This is a genomic window from Francisella halioticida (assembly GCF_002211785.1).
Taxonomy (GTDB): domain Bacteria; phylum Pseudomonadota; class Gammaproteobacteria; order Francisellales; family Francisellaceae; genus Francisella; species Francisella halioticida.
In genome coordinates, this window is record NZ_CP022132.1 from 1,091,873 (window position 1) to 1,106,038 (window position 14,166).

Here is a 14,166-nt window from a genome sequence, read left to right on the forward strand (position 1 = left end):
ATTATTTACTACGGAATTTGATACGCCCTTTAGTAAGGTCGTATGGAGTGATTTCAACAACAACCTTATCACCTGTTAAAATACGAATATAGTTTTTTCTCATTTTACCTGATATATGAGCAGTTACTACATGACCATTTTCAAGTTCAACTCTAAACATTGTGTTCGGAAGAGCTTCTAATACAACACCTTCCATTTCTATACAATCTTCTTTTGCCATATTGGCCTCTTCTCCAGTTTGTTAAATTTTTAATAATTACATGATTAGACAAAGCAAGCATACATTTTAAAAGAATTTAAATAAAAATACAAATCTTTTAAAAAACTTATAAATAAAGGTTATACTAAGCTAAGAAGCTTTATTTGATTATAAGAGAATGGATCAACATATATTTTTTGAGTTAGCTATCTTTATTATTGCTATTGTAGGTGGAAGTATTGGGTCTATAATTGGATTAGGTGGTGCATTAATTATAACTCCCCTACTTACTACAGTTTTAGGTATCTCGATACATCATGCTATAGGTGCATCTTTAGTTGCTATAATTTGTACTTTGACTTCTATAGTTTCTTTAAGATCTCACGGTTATACTAAAGAAAAATTAGGGTTATTCTTAGCATTAGCAACAGCGATAGGTTCTATCTTTGGTGCCAAAATTGCTATTATGCTTCAATCTAAATCATTATTTATAATTTTTGGAGGGATTTTAATATTTGTTGAGATATTAAGTTTCTTTAAAAAAGAGCCTTCTATATCTGATGAGAATGACAAAATATCCAAGATGGCAGATAGATTACAACTTAATGATAGTATCAATGTAAATGGTATAAATGAGAAATATAATGTCCAAAAACCTCTTTTAGGCTTTCTCGGTATGTCAGGAGCTGGATTTATTGGAGGTCTATTAGGTATTGGAGCAGGTGCTTTTAAAGTCATTGCTATGGATAACATTATGAGAGTTCCATTTAAAGTAAGTGCATCTACGAGTAATTTTATAATGATCTACCCCGTCAATTTGGGACAGTTTACTACTTCATTTTCCATTATATATTCAAATTGATATGGAGTCATATAATTTATTGTAGAATGTCTCCTTTTTGTATTATAGTAAGCTTCAATATATTCAAATATTGATAGTTTAGCTTCTTCTCTAGTTTTATAGCTTTCATCATGTACTAACTCTACTTTTAAAGTTCCAAAGAAACTTTCACAAGCAGCATTATCGTAACAGCATCCTTTAGAGCTCATACTTGATAGTAGCCAGTGTTCTTTAATAATGTCTTGATATTGTTTGCTACAGTACTGTGACCCTTTATCAGAGTGTATAATCACACCACTAGGAAAATTTCTTCTAAAGAATGCCATATTTAAAGCATTACAAACTAAATCCGCTTTCATCCTAGAATCCATTGCCCAACCAATAACTGATCTTGAGAATAAATCTATAATCACACAAAGATACAGCCACCCCTCTTGTGTAGGTACATAAGTTATATCTGTAACCCACCTATGATTTACAGATAAAGCAGTGAAGTTTTGTTCTAATAAATTATCAGAAACATGTTTGTTGTGGTTAGAATCTGTAGTTTTCTTATGCTTACGAGCCGCTTTAGCATGTAAACCAAGTAATTTCATACGTTTAGATACTCTAGGTTGAGTAACTTTCCAACCCATATCTTTAAGCTCTTTGTATATCCTAACACTTCCATATCTAGATTTATGTTCATTAAAATAGCATCATCTAGTTCAGCATCATTATATTGCCTTTTACCTATAGGTTTATGAATCCATCTGTAATATGAAGATGTGCTCACATTCAAAGATTTACATAGTGTTGTTACTGGCATAACTTTATAATGCTCCTTAATAAAGGCGTACCTTACAGATTTTGCTTTGCAAAGTAAGCTGTGCCTTTTTTAGTATTTCACGCTCTGTTTCTGCCTGTTTGAGTTTTTTCTTCAAATCAGTATTTTCAAAAGATAGTTGCTGGTACTGCGTTTTATAATCTATCTTTATTTCTTTCTGAGGGTTTGACATGGCTTTGGATATCCAACTGCAAATGGTTTTATATTTAACCCCTAAGTTATCTGCTATTTCTCGTCTATTTGCATCTGGTTGTAAACATAATTTAACAGCTTCATCTTTAAACTCTTTTGTATATCTCATCTTGTCTCCTTTTCTTAACACCTAAGTGTCTCAAATAGGAGGGTATGATCATAATGGGAATTACAGCTTTTGCAGCTACTTCGACTTATTATTTTGCTAGTTATATAGTTAGCTTGATAACTTTACCGGTAGCTTTAGGTACATTGTTAGGCTCTATGATTGGCTCAAAATTAATGCCACATATTCCTACTAATGTTCTTAGGGTAATATTCTTTGTTGTAATTATTCTAGCTGCAATACAGATGTTAGCTAAAGGCTTATTCTAATTTTATTCAAAACACCCTCTTTTTCATCTCTAAAAATGTTAAAATTTTAATTAATAAATAATTTTAACTTTCTAAGTTTCATAATGATTAAAGTAACAAGTTTTAATGCTAATGGTATTCGCGCAGCTACGCGTAAAGGTTTTTGGGAGTGGTTTGAGTCTCAGGATATAGATTTTTTATGTATACAAGAGACAAAGGCTCAATTTCATCAACTTGAAAGAGATAGTCAGTATTTCCCAGAAGGTTATCATTATGATTTCAAAGATGCTATAAAAAAAGGCTATAGTGGTACTGCTATTTATGCCAAGAAAAAACCTCTAAAAGTTATCAAAGAGCTTGGTCTAGACTGGGCTGATGATGAAGGTCGTTATATTCAGTTTGATTATGATAATTTTAGTATTGCTAGTTTATATTTACCAAGTGGCTCTAGTGGAGATGTTCGTCAAAAATATAAAATTCAATTTCTTGAAAAATATAAAGAAATACTAAAAGAGCAAGTTGAGTCTGGTAGAGATTTTATAGTTTGTGGTGATTTTAATATCGTGCATAAAGAGATTGATATCAGAAACTGGAAATCAAACTATGGTAAAATATCTGGAGTATTACCAGAAGAGCAAGCATGGCTAGATCATATATTTGATAATTTAGGCTGGGTTGATACATTCAGGGTTATTAATCAAGAGCCTGATTACTATACTTGGTGGTCAAATCGTGGCCAGGCTAGAGCAAAAAATGTTGGTTGGAGAATTGATTATCATATTTCAACACCTGCTTTAAAAGATAAAGTAGTACCAAGATCTGATTATATATATAAAGAGAACTGGTTCTCAGATCACGCCCCACTGACTATCAGTTATGACTATGAGGTTTAACTCAAAAAAGGCAGCCTAAAATTAGAAATAAAAAAATAGTTTTAATTACAGGTGCAAAAAAAGGAATTGGATTAGCTACAAGTTTATATTTAAAAAAACAGGGATGGAAAGTTATTGGAATAGCAAGATCTTGCGTTGATAGCTTCCCTGGAGAATTGTTTCTATGTGACTTAGCTAATGAAAAGCTGACAGCATCAACGCTTATTCAAATAAATGAAATTCATGGATGTTCTGACGCTATTATTAATAATGTTGGTATTGCAATTACAGAAGCATTAGAAAAAGTTTCTATTTCAGCACTAAATGAAGTTTATAACTTAAACGTTATAAGTGCTGTGCAGATAACACAATTTTTTGTTAAAGAAATGAAATTAAAAGAACATTGTAAAATAGTCAATATTGCAAGTAGAGCTATTTTTGGTGTTAGGAATCGTACTAGCTACTCTGCCGCAAAATCTGCTTTAGTTGGGTGTACTAAAACATGGGCTCTTGAACTTGCCAAGTATAGGATATCTGTAAATGCTATAGCACCAGGCCCTGTAGATACAGAACTATTTAGAAAAACAAGACCTATTGGTAGCAAAGAAGAAAAAGAAGTCTTAGATTCTATCCCTATGATGCGTATAGGTAAACCTAAAGAAATAGCTGCAACAATAGCTTTTCTCATATCAAAAGAAGCATCTTTTATAACTGGACAAGTTATTTGTGTTGATGGTGGTGGAAGTTTATAACATTGAATAAAAAGGCTAATATATGCTGCATGCTTATATCTTATCAGGTCTACCAGGAGTAGGCAAAACAACTTTAGCTAAAGCTCTAGCACAAAATATAGCTAATGCAGTCTACTTTAGAATTGACACAATTGAATACTATCTAAAAAGAGAATATCCTCAAGAGCTAACTAAACAGGGATATAAGATCGCTTACTATAAAGCTAAAGAAAATCTCGAGCTTGGTAAAAATGTAATTATAGATTGTTGTAATCCTATTTTAGAGTCTCGAGAATTATGGAATAAATTATCTCACGTAAATTCTACCAAAGTAATAAATATTGAAATTATATGTAGTAATAAACAAACTCATCAAAATAGAGTAGAAGCTCGACATAAAACTAATCTTAGTAAATACCCTACTTGGCAAGATGTAGTGGATAGATATTATCAAGCTTGGGATCAATCTATAATCAAAATTGATACAGCAAATTCTAATATAGAAAACTCGCTTAAAATTTTAATAGACCAAATAAAGGAAATTAAATGGTAAACAATAAAACTTTTTCTAAGCTAATAATTATTTTTCTTCTGCTTATTAGTTGTAATGCTTTTGCAGAAAGCCTTAAGCAATATAATATATATTTGATCCCATCAAATAAGGCAGCTAAATATATTAAAAAATTTGATAACTCTCTAGAGAAAACAAACGTTCTTAGAAAATATAATATGAGCCCTTTTATTGAGAATCATCCTGTACATTTAACACTTTATTTAACAAGTTTTAATAGATAAAATATCTCAAATATAGAAAAACAATTAGCAGAAATTGCTAATAAGACTTCACCATTTGATATTAAAACAGCAAATTTTATTGCTAGTAAAAGTGGTTTTGTAATGCTAAATATTAAAAATTCATCAGAACTTCAGGAACTATCAAATAAAGTAGTAAATAATTTAGCTAAATATAGAAATAAAAATTACCCTGCTCCGAGTTGGGTAAAATACTACCCAAGTAAGCTAGAATCATTCAAAAAATATGGTTCACCAAATACATTTAATCAGTTTAATCCTCATCTAAGTATATTAGCTGCTGACTTACAAAATGACAAAGCTAGAAATAATTTTGAAAGGGATTTTAATAGAATAATACAAAATACTAATCTTAAGGCAGAAAATTTTAAAATAAAAGCTATAGGATTTGGTGAAGTAGATAAATATGGTCAAGTAACTAAACCACTACATATTTATAACTTAAAAGGTTAAAATTGTAGAGTTTAAAATTAATAATAAAATTATAACAAGGAAATTAAAGTGAAAGTAAAATATAAAAATATTTTAAAAGCACTTGTTTTAGCATCTTTTTTTAGCATTTTTAGCTTTGGATATTCGGATGATAAAAGTATAGAAAATGCTCAGTGGGGATATGTTGGTGCAGAAGGTCCCGTACATTGGGGAAATTTATCTGAAAAATATAAAGAATGCGCAATAGGTAAACAACAGTCCCCTATAAATATAGTTACAACAAAAGCTGTTAAAGGTAATGAATCAGATAAAGTAAAAATTGATTATCATTTACATGTTAAATCAATATTGAATAATGGTCATACAATACAAATTTTATTTAAACCGGGAAGCTATATATTTATTGGAAAACAAAAATATGAATTAAAACAAATGCATTTTCATACTCCAAGTGAAAATTATGTAGATGGTAAAGAATATCCTTTTGAAGCTCATTTTGTAAACATTTCAAAAGATGGAAAAATAGCTGTATTAGCGCTCCTTTATCAGTATAGCAATACGAAAACTAATCCTTTTATAAACAAAATATGGTCTCATATTCCTAAAAAAGTTGGTGAAACTAATATTTTTGGATTTACTGTAAATAAAAATGATAGTCCACTTCCTAATGGTCACCACTCTTTTTATGAATATATAGGGTCTTTGACAACACCACCATGTATTGAAGCGGTTAAATGGATTATATTAAAAAGAAAAGCTAAGATATCTAAAAAGCAAGTTCAAACATTTAGGAATATTTTGACTTTTAATAATGATAGACCTATTCAAAAAGCAAATAATAGAAAAATATCTTTTGAACAAGAATAATAAAGTAATATAGGAAAGAAAAATGAAAGATAATCACTTCGATATAATAAGTTTAGGTGGTGGCTCTGGTGGTATAGCATCTGCTGTACAAGCTGCTAAATTTGGTAAAAAAGTTGCAATAATTGAGAAACGTGAACTTGGTGGTACATGTGTAAATCGTGGTTGCGTACCTAAGAAAGCAATGTTTTATGGTGCTATGATTGCAGAGCAATTAAAGCATGATGTAGCAGGATATGGTTTTGATGTCGAAGTCAAAGGTTTTAATTGGGCTACTTTAAAAGAAAAAAGAACTAAATATATAGGTAACATTCATGGTTTTTATGACAGGTTACTTGATAAGTGGGATATTACTCATTTTAATAATTGGGGTAAATTCAAAGATAATAAAACTATGATATTAGATGATGGTACTGAGATAACTGCTGATTATATATTTATATCTCCAGGTGCATACCCTATTGTACTAAATAATATCGAGGGTGCTGAACTAGGTATTACATCTGATGAGTTCTTCGAGCTAGAAGAAACTCCTAAAAAAGCCGTCATCGTTGGTGGTGGTTATATTGGAGTTGAGATTGCTGGGGTTTTAAATGCTCATGGCACTGACACAACTGTAGTAGTACGTAGAGATAAGCCACTAATGGATTTTGATGGTGATATTAGCGATACTTTAGTTGAATGTATGGAAATGACTAATCTTAAAGTAATGAACCATACAAATATTACTAAAATAGAAAAAGTTGGTGAAACTTTAAAGATTACTACTGATACAGATATGGTTTTAGAAAATGTCGACACTCTAATATGGGCAACAGGTCGTGCACCAAATACTCATAATCTAGGTATAGAAAATACTGATATAGAAATAACTAATAAAGGCATAATCCCTGCTAATGAATGGTGTGAGACAAATGTTGAAGGAATATACTCTTTGGGTGATGCATCAGGTGTTCCTCAACTAACGCCAGTAGCTATTAAAACAGGTAGATATCTAGCACGTAAACTTTTCAATGGTGAAACTAATTTAAAAGCTAATCTTCAATATGTTCCTACAGTAATATTCTCTCACCCTGCTATTGGTACTGTTGGTTTAGCTGAGAAAGAAGCTAAAGAAAAATATGGTGATGATAATGTGAAAGTTTACAAATCTCGCTTTACAGCCCTATATTGTGCTATCTCAGGCCATAGAATGCCAACTGTAATGAAACTAGTTGTAACTGGTGAAAATGAAAAAGTAGTTGGTTGTCATATGATAGGTCTAAATGTTGATGAGATGCTACAAGGATTTGCAGTAGCTATCAATATGGGTGCAACTAAACAAGATTTTGATGATACTGTAGCTATCCACCCTACTAGTTCGGAAGAATTAGTTACTTTGGTATAAAAAATGAACAATCAATCTATAATTCATGTATCTATTGTTGTAGAAGATTATAATGAAGCTATTGAATTCTATACAAAAAAATTAAATTTTGAGCTAATAGAAGATACTTACCAACCAGAGCAAAACAAAAGATGAGTATTGATTTCTCCCAAAGGTTCAAAAAGATTTTTATTATTATTAGCTAAAGCATCTAATTTAGAACAAAAACAGTTCATAGGTAATCAAACTGGTGGTCGAGTTTTCTTATTTCTTAATACAACTGATTTTTGGACTGACTATAATAGGATGAAATCATTAGGTGTAGAATTTATTAGAGACCCTTCCGTCCAAGAATATGGCATAGTTGCTGTTTTTAAAGACTTATATGGAAACTTATGTGATCTTCTCCAACTAAAGGAGAGTAGCAAAATTAACAAAAATATATAGGAGTTATAAAAGCACTATGATATTAACTACTGCAGATAATCTTGGTAAAAGAGAAATCTTAGAACATAAAGGCTTGGTTACAGGAATTATTGTCCGCACACCAACTATTACTCAAGGTATATTAGGAGGCTTGAAGAATATTGTTGGTGGTAAAAATACTTCTTACACAAATGTTTGTAAAGAAGCAAGGCTACATGCTGAACAGGAGATGATAGAGGAAGCTAAGAAACTAGGAGCTAATGCTATTGTAGCTATTAGATATGACTCTAGTAGTCTTGGTAGTAATACTAGTGGTACAGAAGTTTTTTGCTATGGTACAGCGATAGTTGCTAGATAAATGATACTAGATTTATTAAACTTGAAAGAAAGCTAAACTAAATAAATATAATAAAATGATTACCAAACTAGATGCATCGTGGCAAACATGGATAAAAAGTAATATTGATAGAGGTTGCAATAAGGAAGAATTGTTTAAAATAATGCTAGATAATCAATTTGACCCTAACACAATTCAAACTTCATTAGGCTTAAAAGAACTGAGTCAATATTTAAAAAAACTTATTAATGATGAAACACCCTCTTCACAACTATTTAATATTTCTGAAGATAGGTTTAAGCAGGCTACAAAAGTACCTAATGACAAAGCTAGAGCATATATTCAACATGAGTTCCTATCAAAAGAAGAGTGTAATCAAGTAATAGAACTAATCAGAAAAACCTTCGGCCATCTACTATTACAACTCCTGATGAATATGATCAGTATTTCCGTACTAGTCAAACTTGTGATTTAGGAGTTTATAATAACGAATTTATAAAGTATATAGATCAAAAAATAGCAGATTATTTAGGTATTGACCCTACTTATTCAGAAATAATACAAGGCCAATATTATCAAATTGGTAATAAGTTTAAATTACATACAGATTATTTTAATAAAGGTACTGCAGGCTATGATAATTTTACAGCAAGACAAGGACAACGGACTTGGACATTTATAATTTATTTAAATAATGTTGAGGAAGGTGGTCATACAGATTTTCCTAAACTTGAGTTATCTGTCAAACCTAAGCTAGGAACAGCTGTTATTTGGAATAGCCTAGATGAAAAAGGTAGTGTAAACCCAAACACACTTCACTGGGCAAAACCTATTATTAAAGGGGAAAAGTATGTTATTACAAAATGGTTTAGAGAAAGAACAATATAAGTAATTCTTTAATATAAGATAAAAACTTAAGTCTTAAAGTATTTATTAAATATTATACTTTGTATAGTCCCAAGATATCACTCTCCTCATGATTGATCATACCCTCCTATTTGGGACACTTAGGTGTTAAGAAAAGGAGACAAGATGAGATATACAAAAGAGTTTAAAGATGAAGCTGTTAAATTATGTTTACAACCAGATGCAAATAGACGATAAATAGCAGATAATTTAGGGGTTAAATATAAAACCATTTGCAGTTGGATATCCAAAGCCATGTCAAACCCTCAGAAAGAAATAAAGATAGATTATAAAACGCAGTACCAGCAACTATCTTTTGAAAATACTGATTTGAAGAAAAAACTCAAACAGGCAGAAACAGAGCGTGAAATACTAAAAAAGGCAGCAGCGTACTTTGCAAAGCAAAATCTGTAAGGTACGCCTTTATTAAGGAGTATTATAAAGTTATGCCAGTAACAACACTATGTAAATCTTTGAATGTGAGCACATCTTCATATTACAGATGGATTCATAAACCTATAGGTAAAAGGCAATATAATGATGCTGAACTAGATGATGCTATTTTAATGAACATAAATCTAGATATGGAAGTGTTAGGATATACAAAGAGCTTAAAGATATGGGTTGGAAAGTTACTCAACCTAGAGTATCTAAACGTATGAAATTACTTGGTTTACATGCTAAAGCGGCTCGTAAGCATAAGAAAACTACAGATTCTAACCACAACAAACATGTTTCTGATAATTTATTAGAACAAAACTTCACTGCTTTATCTGTAAATCATAGGTGGGTTACAGATATAACTTATGTACCTACACAAGAGGGGTGGCTGTATCTTTGTGTGATTATAGATTTATTCTCAAGATCAGTTATTGGTTGGGCAATGGATTCTAGGATGAAAGCGGATTTAGTTTGTAATGCTTTAAATATGGCATTATTTAGAAGAAATTTTCCTAGTGGTGTGATTATACACTCTGATAAAGGGTCACAGTACTGTAGCAAACAATATCAAGACATTATTAAAGAACACTGGCTACTATCAAGTATGAGCTCTAAAGGATGCTGTTACGATAATGCTGCTTGTGAAAGTTTCTTTGGAACTTTAAAAGTAGAGTTAGTACATGATGAAAGATATAAAACTAGAGAAGAAGCTAAACTATCAATATTTGAATATATTGAAGCTTACTATAATACAAAAAGGAGACATTCTACAATAAATTATATGACTCCATATCAATTTGAATATATAATGGAAAATGAAGTAGTAAACTGTCCCAAATTGACGGGGTAGATCAATCTATTGCTTTCATACTCCAACCTTATAACATATAAACCTTCCAGTTTACTTATAAAAATTATTATTTAGTATATATATAACTCCTTACAGATGTTACATCTATATCTTTGAATGCTATTTCTTTTAGCTACTTTCTAGTGAAATTAAAGACATCATTTTTTCAATTAATTCGAATTAGTTAACTTGACGATGCCTACTTATAAAATATTGATTAAAATGTCTTTAAAATTTGTACATATATTTAAAACATTAATTACTAATTTCCCACAAGAAAGCTATCAATAAATTTTCTAACTTTTGGTTGTATATAGCAATGTTTAGGGTAGTAGTAATAGATATGCACCTTATCTAATTGATAGTCTGTTAGAACCTCTATAAATTCACCATGTTCAAGGTATTCAGTTAACAAATACTCTGGTAATTGGATAAGGCCTAAACTCTGTTTGGCGCATGCAATCATGGAACTCGTATGATTAAATACTAAATAAGGCTTAAGCATTAAGTTATTACCCTGTTTAAGGCGAAGTCCATCATTTAAGTGACCAGTATGAGTTATATACTTATGATCATTCAAATCCCTAAGTTTTTTTGGAATTCCATAGCGATCAAAATATTGCTTCGTTGCACATAAGACTAAACGAGAGGTTAATATGCGACTTCTTATAATTTCATTACCTGCAGGTAATGAAAAGCCGACAGCTAAATCAACCTGTTGATCTGAAAAGTTTGGAATGTACTCATGGGTATCTATTATCAAATCTAATTTAGGATAATTCTCCATAAAAGCATTTAGCTTCGGAAAAATAAGCTTTTTTACAGAATACTCAGAAGCAACTATCCGCAACAGGCCCTCCGGCTCCTCAATAAAATTTTGACAAACTGACCTTGCTTCATCTAATTCTTTTTTCAAGCGCAAACATTGCACCAATAATAGTTTGCCTTGTTCAGTTAATTGTAGATTTCGCCCAGACCGTAAAAACAAATCGACTTTAAGATCTTTTTCTAGCCGCTTGATTTGTTTGCTTAAAGAAGCTTTACTTAAATTAACCCTAGCAGCAGCTTTAGTCAAGCTACCAAGTTCAGCAGTATGAGTAAATAATTCAAATCTATCAAGATCAGACATCTGTTAACCAAAAGGAAACTATAGTTTCAAATTATACTGGTTTACATCAAGCAAGTAAACTAGTAGACTGTTTTTACTCACACATTTTTTAAAAAAATGAGTGACGAACTAAAATTTAGAGCCGATTTTATCCTAAGGATAATAATAATAAAACTATAAGGTTTTAATAATTAAATAAACATTAGAGGTATTAATAATGACAAAGATTACTTTAAAAAAGTTACTTGATCAACCTGAAATTATCTGTGTTCCCGGTGCATATGATGCTTGGTCAGCAAAACTAATTGAAATGTCAGGATTCCCTGCTGTATATATGACAGGTTATGGTGCTTCTGCTAGTGCACTTGGAAAACCAGATATTGGTTTGTTAACTATGACAGAAATGGCTAAGTTAGTCAGCAATATGGCAGAATCTGTATCTGTTCCAGTAATTGCTGATGCTGATAATGGATATGGTAGCGTGAATAATGTGATTAGAACTGTACAGACATATGAAAAAGCTGGTGCTTCAGCAATTCAATTGGAAGATCAGGTATTGCCAAAACGATGTGGACATATGACAGGAAAAAAAGTTATCGAAAGAAAAGATATGGAAGCTAAAATAAGAGCTGCTGTAGATGCGAGAAAGTCGGAGGATACCTTAATAATAGCACGCACTGATGCCAGAGCTGTGATAGGATTTGACGATGCTCTTGAACGCGCATCTGCCTATGCAGCTGCTGGTGCAGATGTAATTTTTTTAGAAGCACCAGAGTCTATTGAGGAGATGAAAATTGTTCCTAAAATAATAAATAAACCTACTCTTATTAATTTGATAGATCATGGTAAGACTCCTTTTTGTACTAATAAAGAGCTAGAAGAAATGGGGTATAGTATTGCAATATATCCAGTAGCATCACTTTATGCTATTACAAAAACACTTAAGGACTTTTTTGCTTATTTTAAAAAAGAAGGTTCAACTAAAGGTTATCCAATGATTGATTTCCCAAAATTTAATGAAATGATTGGTTTACCTGAAATTAGAGATCATGAAAGCAAGTTTTTATAATTCTAGGCTATTATCGTAATAGTCTAAAATTATAGGAAAATAATTAATACTCCAATAAAAAAGGATAATGATATGGCACAAATTGAAAAAATCAGATGCGTAATTATGCGCGGAGGAACTAGTAAAGCAATATTCTTGATGGAAAATGATTTACCCATTGATAGAAAAGAACGAGATAAAACAATACTAAAAATATTTGGCAGCCCTGATATTCGTCAAATTGATGGCCTTGGTGGAGCAGAGCCTTTGACCAGTAAGCTAGCTATTATAGCTCCATCTAGTAGGTCTGATGCTGATGTGGACTACACTTTTGGGCAAGTGAGTATTAATAAAGTGCTCATCGATTATAATGGTAACTGTGGAAATATTTCTGCAGCGGTAGGACCTTTTGCTATCCAAGAAGGATTAGTGAAGGCAGAAAGTAATCATACTACCGTTCGTATTCACAATACCAATACTGGAAAAATTATCACCGCTGAAATACCTATGATTGGGAGAGAAGTAGCAGTTATAGGAGAATGTGTTTGTGATGGAGTCCCAGGAACAGGTGCAAAAATAGTGCTGGATTGGTCAAAAACTGCTGGAGCATGCACAGGAAAATTACTGCCCACAGGAAATCCAACTGATGTCATAGATATTCCGGGCTTTGGTATGATAACAATTAGTGTAGTAGATGCCGCAAACCCAATGGTGTTCGTACGGGCCAGAGATCTTCATCTGGTAGGTACTGAAACACCGCAGCAGATAGATAACAATCCTGAATTACTAAAATTACTGGAGACCATTAGAGGTATAGCTGCAGAAATGATTGGTCTGGTCAAAGATCCAAAAGATGCTCTAAGCTCTAGTCCAGCTTTTCCAATGATTGCTATAGTAAGTCCTCCATCTGATTATGTAAGGTTTACTACCGGTGAACCAGTCAAAAGTACTGACATTGATCTAACTTCACGATTAATGTTCATGCAAGTTCTCCATAAAGCTTATTCTGGTACAGCAACAATTTGTACGGGTGTCGCTGCTCGAATTTCCGGTTCAATAGTACATGAAATGACTAATCCAGAAGTAAAAAAAGTAGTTCGTATTGGAAATCCTTCTGGAGTTATTAAGATTGAAGTTCTTACCGAACAAAATGGAGAAAAAATAGAGCTGAAAAAGGCTACTATATCTCGTACAGCGCGCCGTATTATGGATGGACATGTTTATATAACTAATAACTAATATTTTGATAAACTACCAATTTTATTAAAGTTCCATATAAATAGAATAAGATAAAAAATATTCTAATAAATTTGATAAAAATAAGTTATTGAAATATAAAATGAATAACTAGATAATAAAAATAAATAACCTTCAAACTTAATTTAAAAAAAATGGCATAATCAATGCTAATGAGATTTCCTATTCTATAAGAAATTTTAGCTATCTAATTTAGATTAAATATAGATATTTAATCATTTATGCTAATAACAGAGTTATGCCATAAATAAAGGAGATAAAGAATATGATTCAAGATACTAAGAATGTAGGATTGACACAAAA

At 31.4% G+C, this 14,166-nt stretch carries 18 protein-coding genes and 4 pseudogenes; 17 read left to right on the forward strand and 5 right to left on the reverse strand.

The window, feature by feature from the left end; genetic code table 11:
• Position 1 precedes the first annotated feature (1 nt).
• The gene (gene infA / locus CDV26_RS05870; protein WP_004287780.1) at positions 2-220 is read right to left on the reverse strand and encodes a translation initiation factor IF-1; all 219 of its coding nucleotides are present in this window, start codon (positions 218-220) and stop codon (positions 2-4) included.
• Positions 221-377: 157 nt separating this feature from the next.
• Here infA and CDV26_RS05875 point away from each other — a divergent pair.
• Positions 378-1,001 (forward strand): annotated as a pseudogene (locus CDV26_RS05875) (sulfite exporter TauE/SafE family protein); the annotation flags it as partial.
• Between the two features lie 2 nt (positions 1,002-1,003).
• Here the strand turns inward: CDV26_RS05875 and CDV26_RS05880 are convergent.
• Genes CDV26_RS05880 through CDV26_RS05885 form a run of 3 tightly spaced genes read right to left on the reverse strand, consistent with a single transcriptional unit; the run spans position 1,004 to position 2,188 of the window.
• Entirely contained in the window at positions 1,004-1,675 is a 672-nt protein-coding gene (locus CDV26_RS05880; RefSeq protein WP_088772489.1) for an IS3 family transposase, read from the reverse strand.
• Positions 1,633-1,848: a hypothetical protein gene (locus CDV26_RS12095; RefSeq protein ID WP_088771820.1), complete on the reverse strand. Its 216-nt coding sequence runs from the start codon at positions 1,846-1,848 to the stop codon at positions 1,633-1,635. Before CDV26_RS12095 ends, CDV26_RS05880 begins: the two co-directional genes overlap by 43 nt.
• Positions 1,849-1,864: 16 nt before the next feature.
• Complete coding sequence (locus tag CDV26_RS05885) at positions 1,865-2,188, reverse strand: transposase (protein WP_157671496.1); 324 nt, start codon at positions 2,186-2,188, stop codon at positions 1,865-1,867.
• A 29-nt stretch (positions 2,189-2,217) separates the two neighbouring features.
• Between CDV26_RS05885 and CDV26_RS05890 the strand changes: the two are divergent.
• From CDV26_RS05890 to CDV26_RS05950, 14 genes and pseudogenes are all read left to right on the forward strand, one after another.
• A pseudogene (locus CDV26_RS05890) lies at positions 2,218-2,433 on the forward strand (TSUP family transporter); the annotation flags it as partial.
• An 83-nt stretch (positions 2,434-2,516) separates the two neighbouring features.
• The gene (locus tag CDV26_RS05895) at positions 2,517-3,305 is read left to right on the forward strand and encodes an exodeoxyribonuclease III (RefSeq protein ID WP_088772492.1); all 789 of its coding nucleotides are present in this window, start codon (positions 2,517-2,519) and stop codon (positions 3,303-3,305) included.
• 20 nt (positions 3,306-3,325) lie between these two features.
• Complete coding sequence (locus CDV26_RS05900; protein WP_088772493.1) at positions 3,326-4,036, forward strand: SDR family oxidoreductase; 711 nt, start codon at positions 3,326-3,328, stop codon at positions 4,034-4,036.
• Between the two features lie 22 nt (positions 4,037-4,058).
• Entirely contained in the window at positions 4,059-4,568 is a 510-nt protein-coding gene (locus CDV26_RS05905) for a P-loop nucleotide/nucleoside kinase family protein (RefSeq protein WP_088772494.1), read from the forward strand.
• Positions 4,562-5,281: pseudogene (locus tag CDV26_RS13855) on the forward strand (2'-5' RNA ligase family protein). The gene CDV26_RS05905 and the pseudogene CDV26_RS13855 overlap by 7 nt, the downstream one beginning before the upstream one ends.
• Before the next feature lie 48 nt (positions 5,282-5,329).
• Entirely contained in the window at positions 5,330-6,127 is a 798-nt protein-coding gene (locus tag CDV26_RS05915) for a carbonic anhydrase (protein ID WP_157671498.1), read from the forward strand.
• 22 nt (positions 6,128-6,149) lie between these two features.
• Positions 6,150-7,511, forward strand: coding sequence for a glutathione-disulfide reductase (gene gorA / locus CDV26_RS05920; RefSeq protein ID WP_088772496.1), 1,362 nt, complete (start codon positions 6,150-6,152; stop codon positions 7,509-7,511).
• 3 nt (positions 7,512-7,514) lie between these two features.
• A pseudogene (locus CDV26_RS05925) lies at positions 7,515-7,937 on the forward strand (VOC family protein).
• 16 nt (positions 7,938-7,953) lie between these two features.
• On the forward strand, positions 7,954-8,274 hold the full coding sequence (locus tag CDV26_RS05930; RefSeq protein WP_088772497.1) for a YbjQ family protein: 321 nt from the start codon (positions 7,954-7,956) through the stop codon (positions 8,272-8,274).
• A 55-nt stretch (positions 8,275-8,329) separates the two neighbouring features.
• The gene (locus CDV26_RS05935) at positions 8,330-8,728 is read left to right on the forward strand and encodes a hypothetical protein (RefSeq protein ID WP_088772498.1); all 399 of its coding nucleotides are present in this window, start codon (positions 8,330-8,332) and stop codon (positions 8,726-8,728) included.
• 104 nt (positions 8,729-8,832) lie between these two features.
• On the forward strand, positions 8,833-9,141 hold the full coding sequence (locus CDV26_RS14010) for a 2OG-Fe(II) oxygenase (protein WP_420809899.1): 309 nt from the start codon (positions 8,833-8,835) through the stop codon (positions 9,139-9,141).
• Between the two features lie 273 nt (positions 9,142-9,414).
• Positions 9,415-9,573: a hypothetical protein gene (locus tag CDV26_RS12100; protein WP_157671500.1), complete on the forward strand. Its 159-nt coding sequence runs from the start codon at positions 9,415-9,417 to the stop codon at positions 9,571-9,573.
• A gap of 32 nt (positions 9,574-9,605) precedes the next feature.
• Complete coding sequence (locus CDV26_RS05945; protein ID WP_088771820.1) at positions 9,606-9,821, forward strand: hypothetical protein; 216 nt, start codon at positions 9,606-9,608, stop codon at positions 9,819-9,821.
• Positions 9,779-10,450 (forward strand): IS3 family transposase, encoded by a 672-nt coding sequence (locus CDV26_RS05950; protein ID WP_088773465.1) that lies wholly within the window; start codon positions 9,779-9,781, stop codon positions 10,448-10,450. Before CDV26_RS05945 ends, CDV26_RS05950 begins: the two co-directional genes overlap by 43 nt.
• Positions 10,451-10,712: 262 nt before the next feature.
• On the opposite strand, the gene CDV26_RS05955 is transcribed toward CDV26_RS05950, so the two are convergent.
• On the reverse strand, positions 10,713-11,579 hold the full coding sequence (locus CDV26_RS05955; RefSeq protein ID WP_088772499.1) for a LysR family transcriptional regulator: 867 nt from the start codon (positions 11,577-11,579) through the stop codon (positions 10,713-10,715).
• Positions 11,580-11,775: 196 nt separating this feature from the next.
• On the opposite strand from CDV26_RS05955, the gene CDV26_RS05960 reads away from it, so the two are divergent.
• Positions 11,776-12,627: an isocitrate lyase/PEP mutase family protein gene (locus CDV26_RS05960; RefSeq protein WP_088772500.1), complete on the forward strand. Its 852-nt coding sequence runs from the start codon at positions 11,776-11,778 to the stop codon at positions 12,625-12,627.
• 72 nt (positions 12,628-12,699) lie between these two features.
• Complete coding sequence (locus tag CDV26_RS05965; RefSeq protein WP_088772501.1) at positions 12,700-13,845, forward strand: 2-methylaconitate cis-trans isomerase PrpF family protein; 1,146 nt, start codon at positions 12,700-12,702, stop codon at positions 13,843-13,845.
• Positions 13,846-14,166 lie beyond the last annotated feature (321 nt).

What these genes read in the sequence shown, in the direction of transcription:
- infA (WP_004287780.1), bottom strand. Translation starts at nt 220, where the DNA reads ATGGCAAAAGAAGATTGTATAGAAATGGAAGGTGTTGTATTAGAAGCT.
- CDV26_RS05880 (WP_088772489.1), bottom strand. Translation starts at nt 1,675, where the DNA reads ATGGGTTGGAAAGTTACTCAACCTAGAGTATCTAAACGTATGAAATTA.
- CDV26_RS12095 (WP_088771820.1), bottom strand. Translation starts at nt 1,848, where the DNA reads ATGCCAGTAACAACACTATGTAAATCTTTGAATGTGAGCACATCTTCA.
- CDV26_RS05895 (WP_088772492.1), top strand. Translation starts at nt 2,517, where the DNA reads ATGATTAAAGTAACAAGTTTTAATGCTAATGGTATTCGCGCAGCTACG.
- CDV26_RS05905 (WP_088772494.1), top strand. Translation starts at nt 4,059, where the DNA reads ATGCTGCATGCTTATATCTTATCAGGTCTACCAGGAGTAGGCAAAACA.
- gorA (WP_088772496.1), top strand. Translation starts at nt 6,150, where the DNA reads ATGAAAGATAATCACTTCGATATAATAAGTTTAGGTGGTGGCTCTGGT.
- CDV26_RS05930 (WP_088772497.1), top strand. Translation starts at nt 7,954, where the DNA reads ATGATATTAACTACTGCAGATAATCTTGGTAAAAGAGAAATCTTAGAA.
- CDV26_RS05935 (WP_088772498.1), top strand. Translation starts at nt 8,330, where the DNA reads ATGATTACCAAACTAGATGCATCGTGGCAAACATGGATAAAAAGTAAT.
- CDV26_RS12100 (WP_157671500.1), top strand. Translation starts at nt 9,415, where the DNA reads ATGTCAAACCCTCAGAAAGAAATAAAGATAGATTATAAAACGCAGTAC.
- CDV26_RS05945 (WP_088771820.1), top strand. Translation starts at nt 9,606, where the DNA reads ATGCCAGTAACAACACTATGTAAATCTTTGAATGTGAGCACATCTTCA.
- CDV26_RS05950 (WP_088773465.1), top strand. Translation starts at nt 9,779, where the DNA reads ATGGGTTGGAAAGTTACTCAACCTAGAGTATCTAAACGTATGAAATTA.
- CDV26_RS05955 (WP_088772499.1), bottom strand. Translation starts at nt 11,579, where the DNA reads ATGTCTGATCTTGATAGATTTGAATTATTTACTCATACTGCTGAACTT.
- CDV26_RS05960 (WP_088772500.1), top strand. Translation starts at nt 11,776, where the DNA reads ATGACAAAGATTACTTTAAAAAAGTTACTTGATCAACCTGAAATTATC.
- CDV26_RS05965 (WP_088772501.1), top strand. Translation starts at nt 12,700, where the DNA reads ATGGCACAAATTGAAAAAATCAGATGCGTAATTATGCGCGGAGGAACT.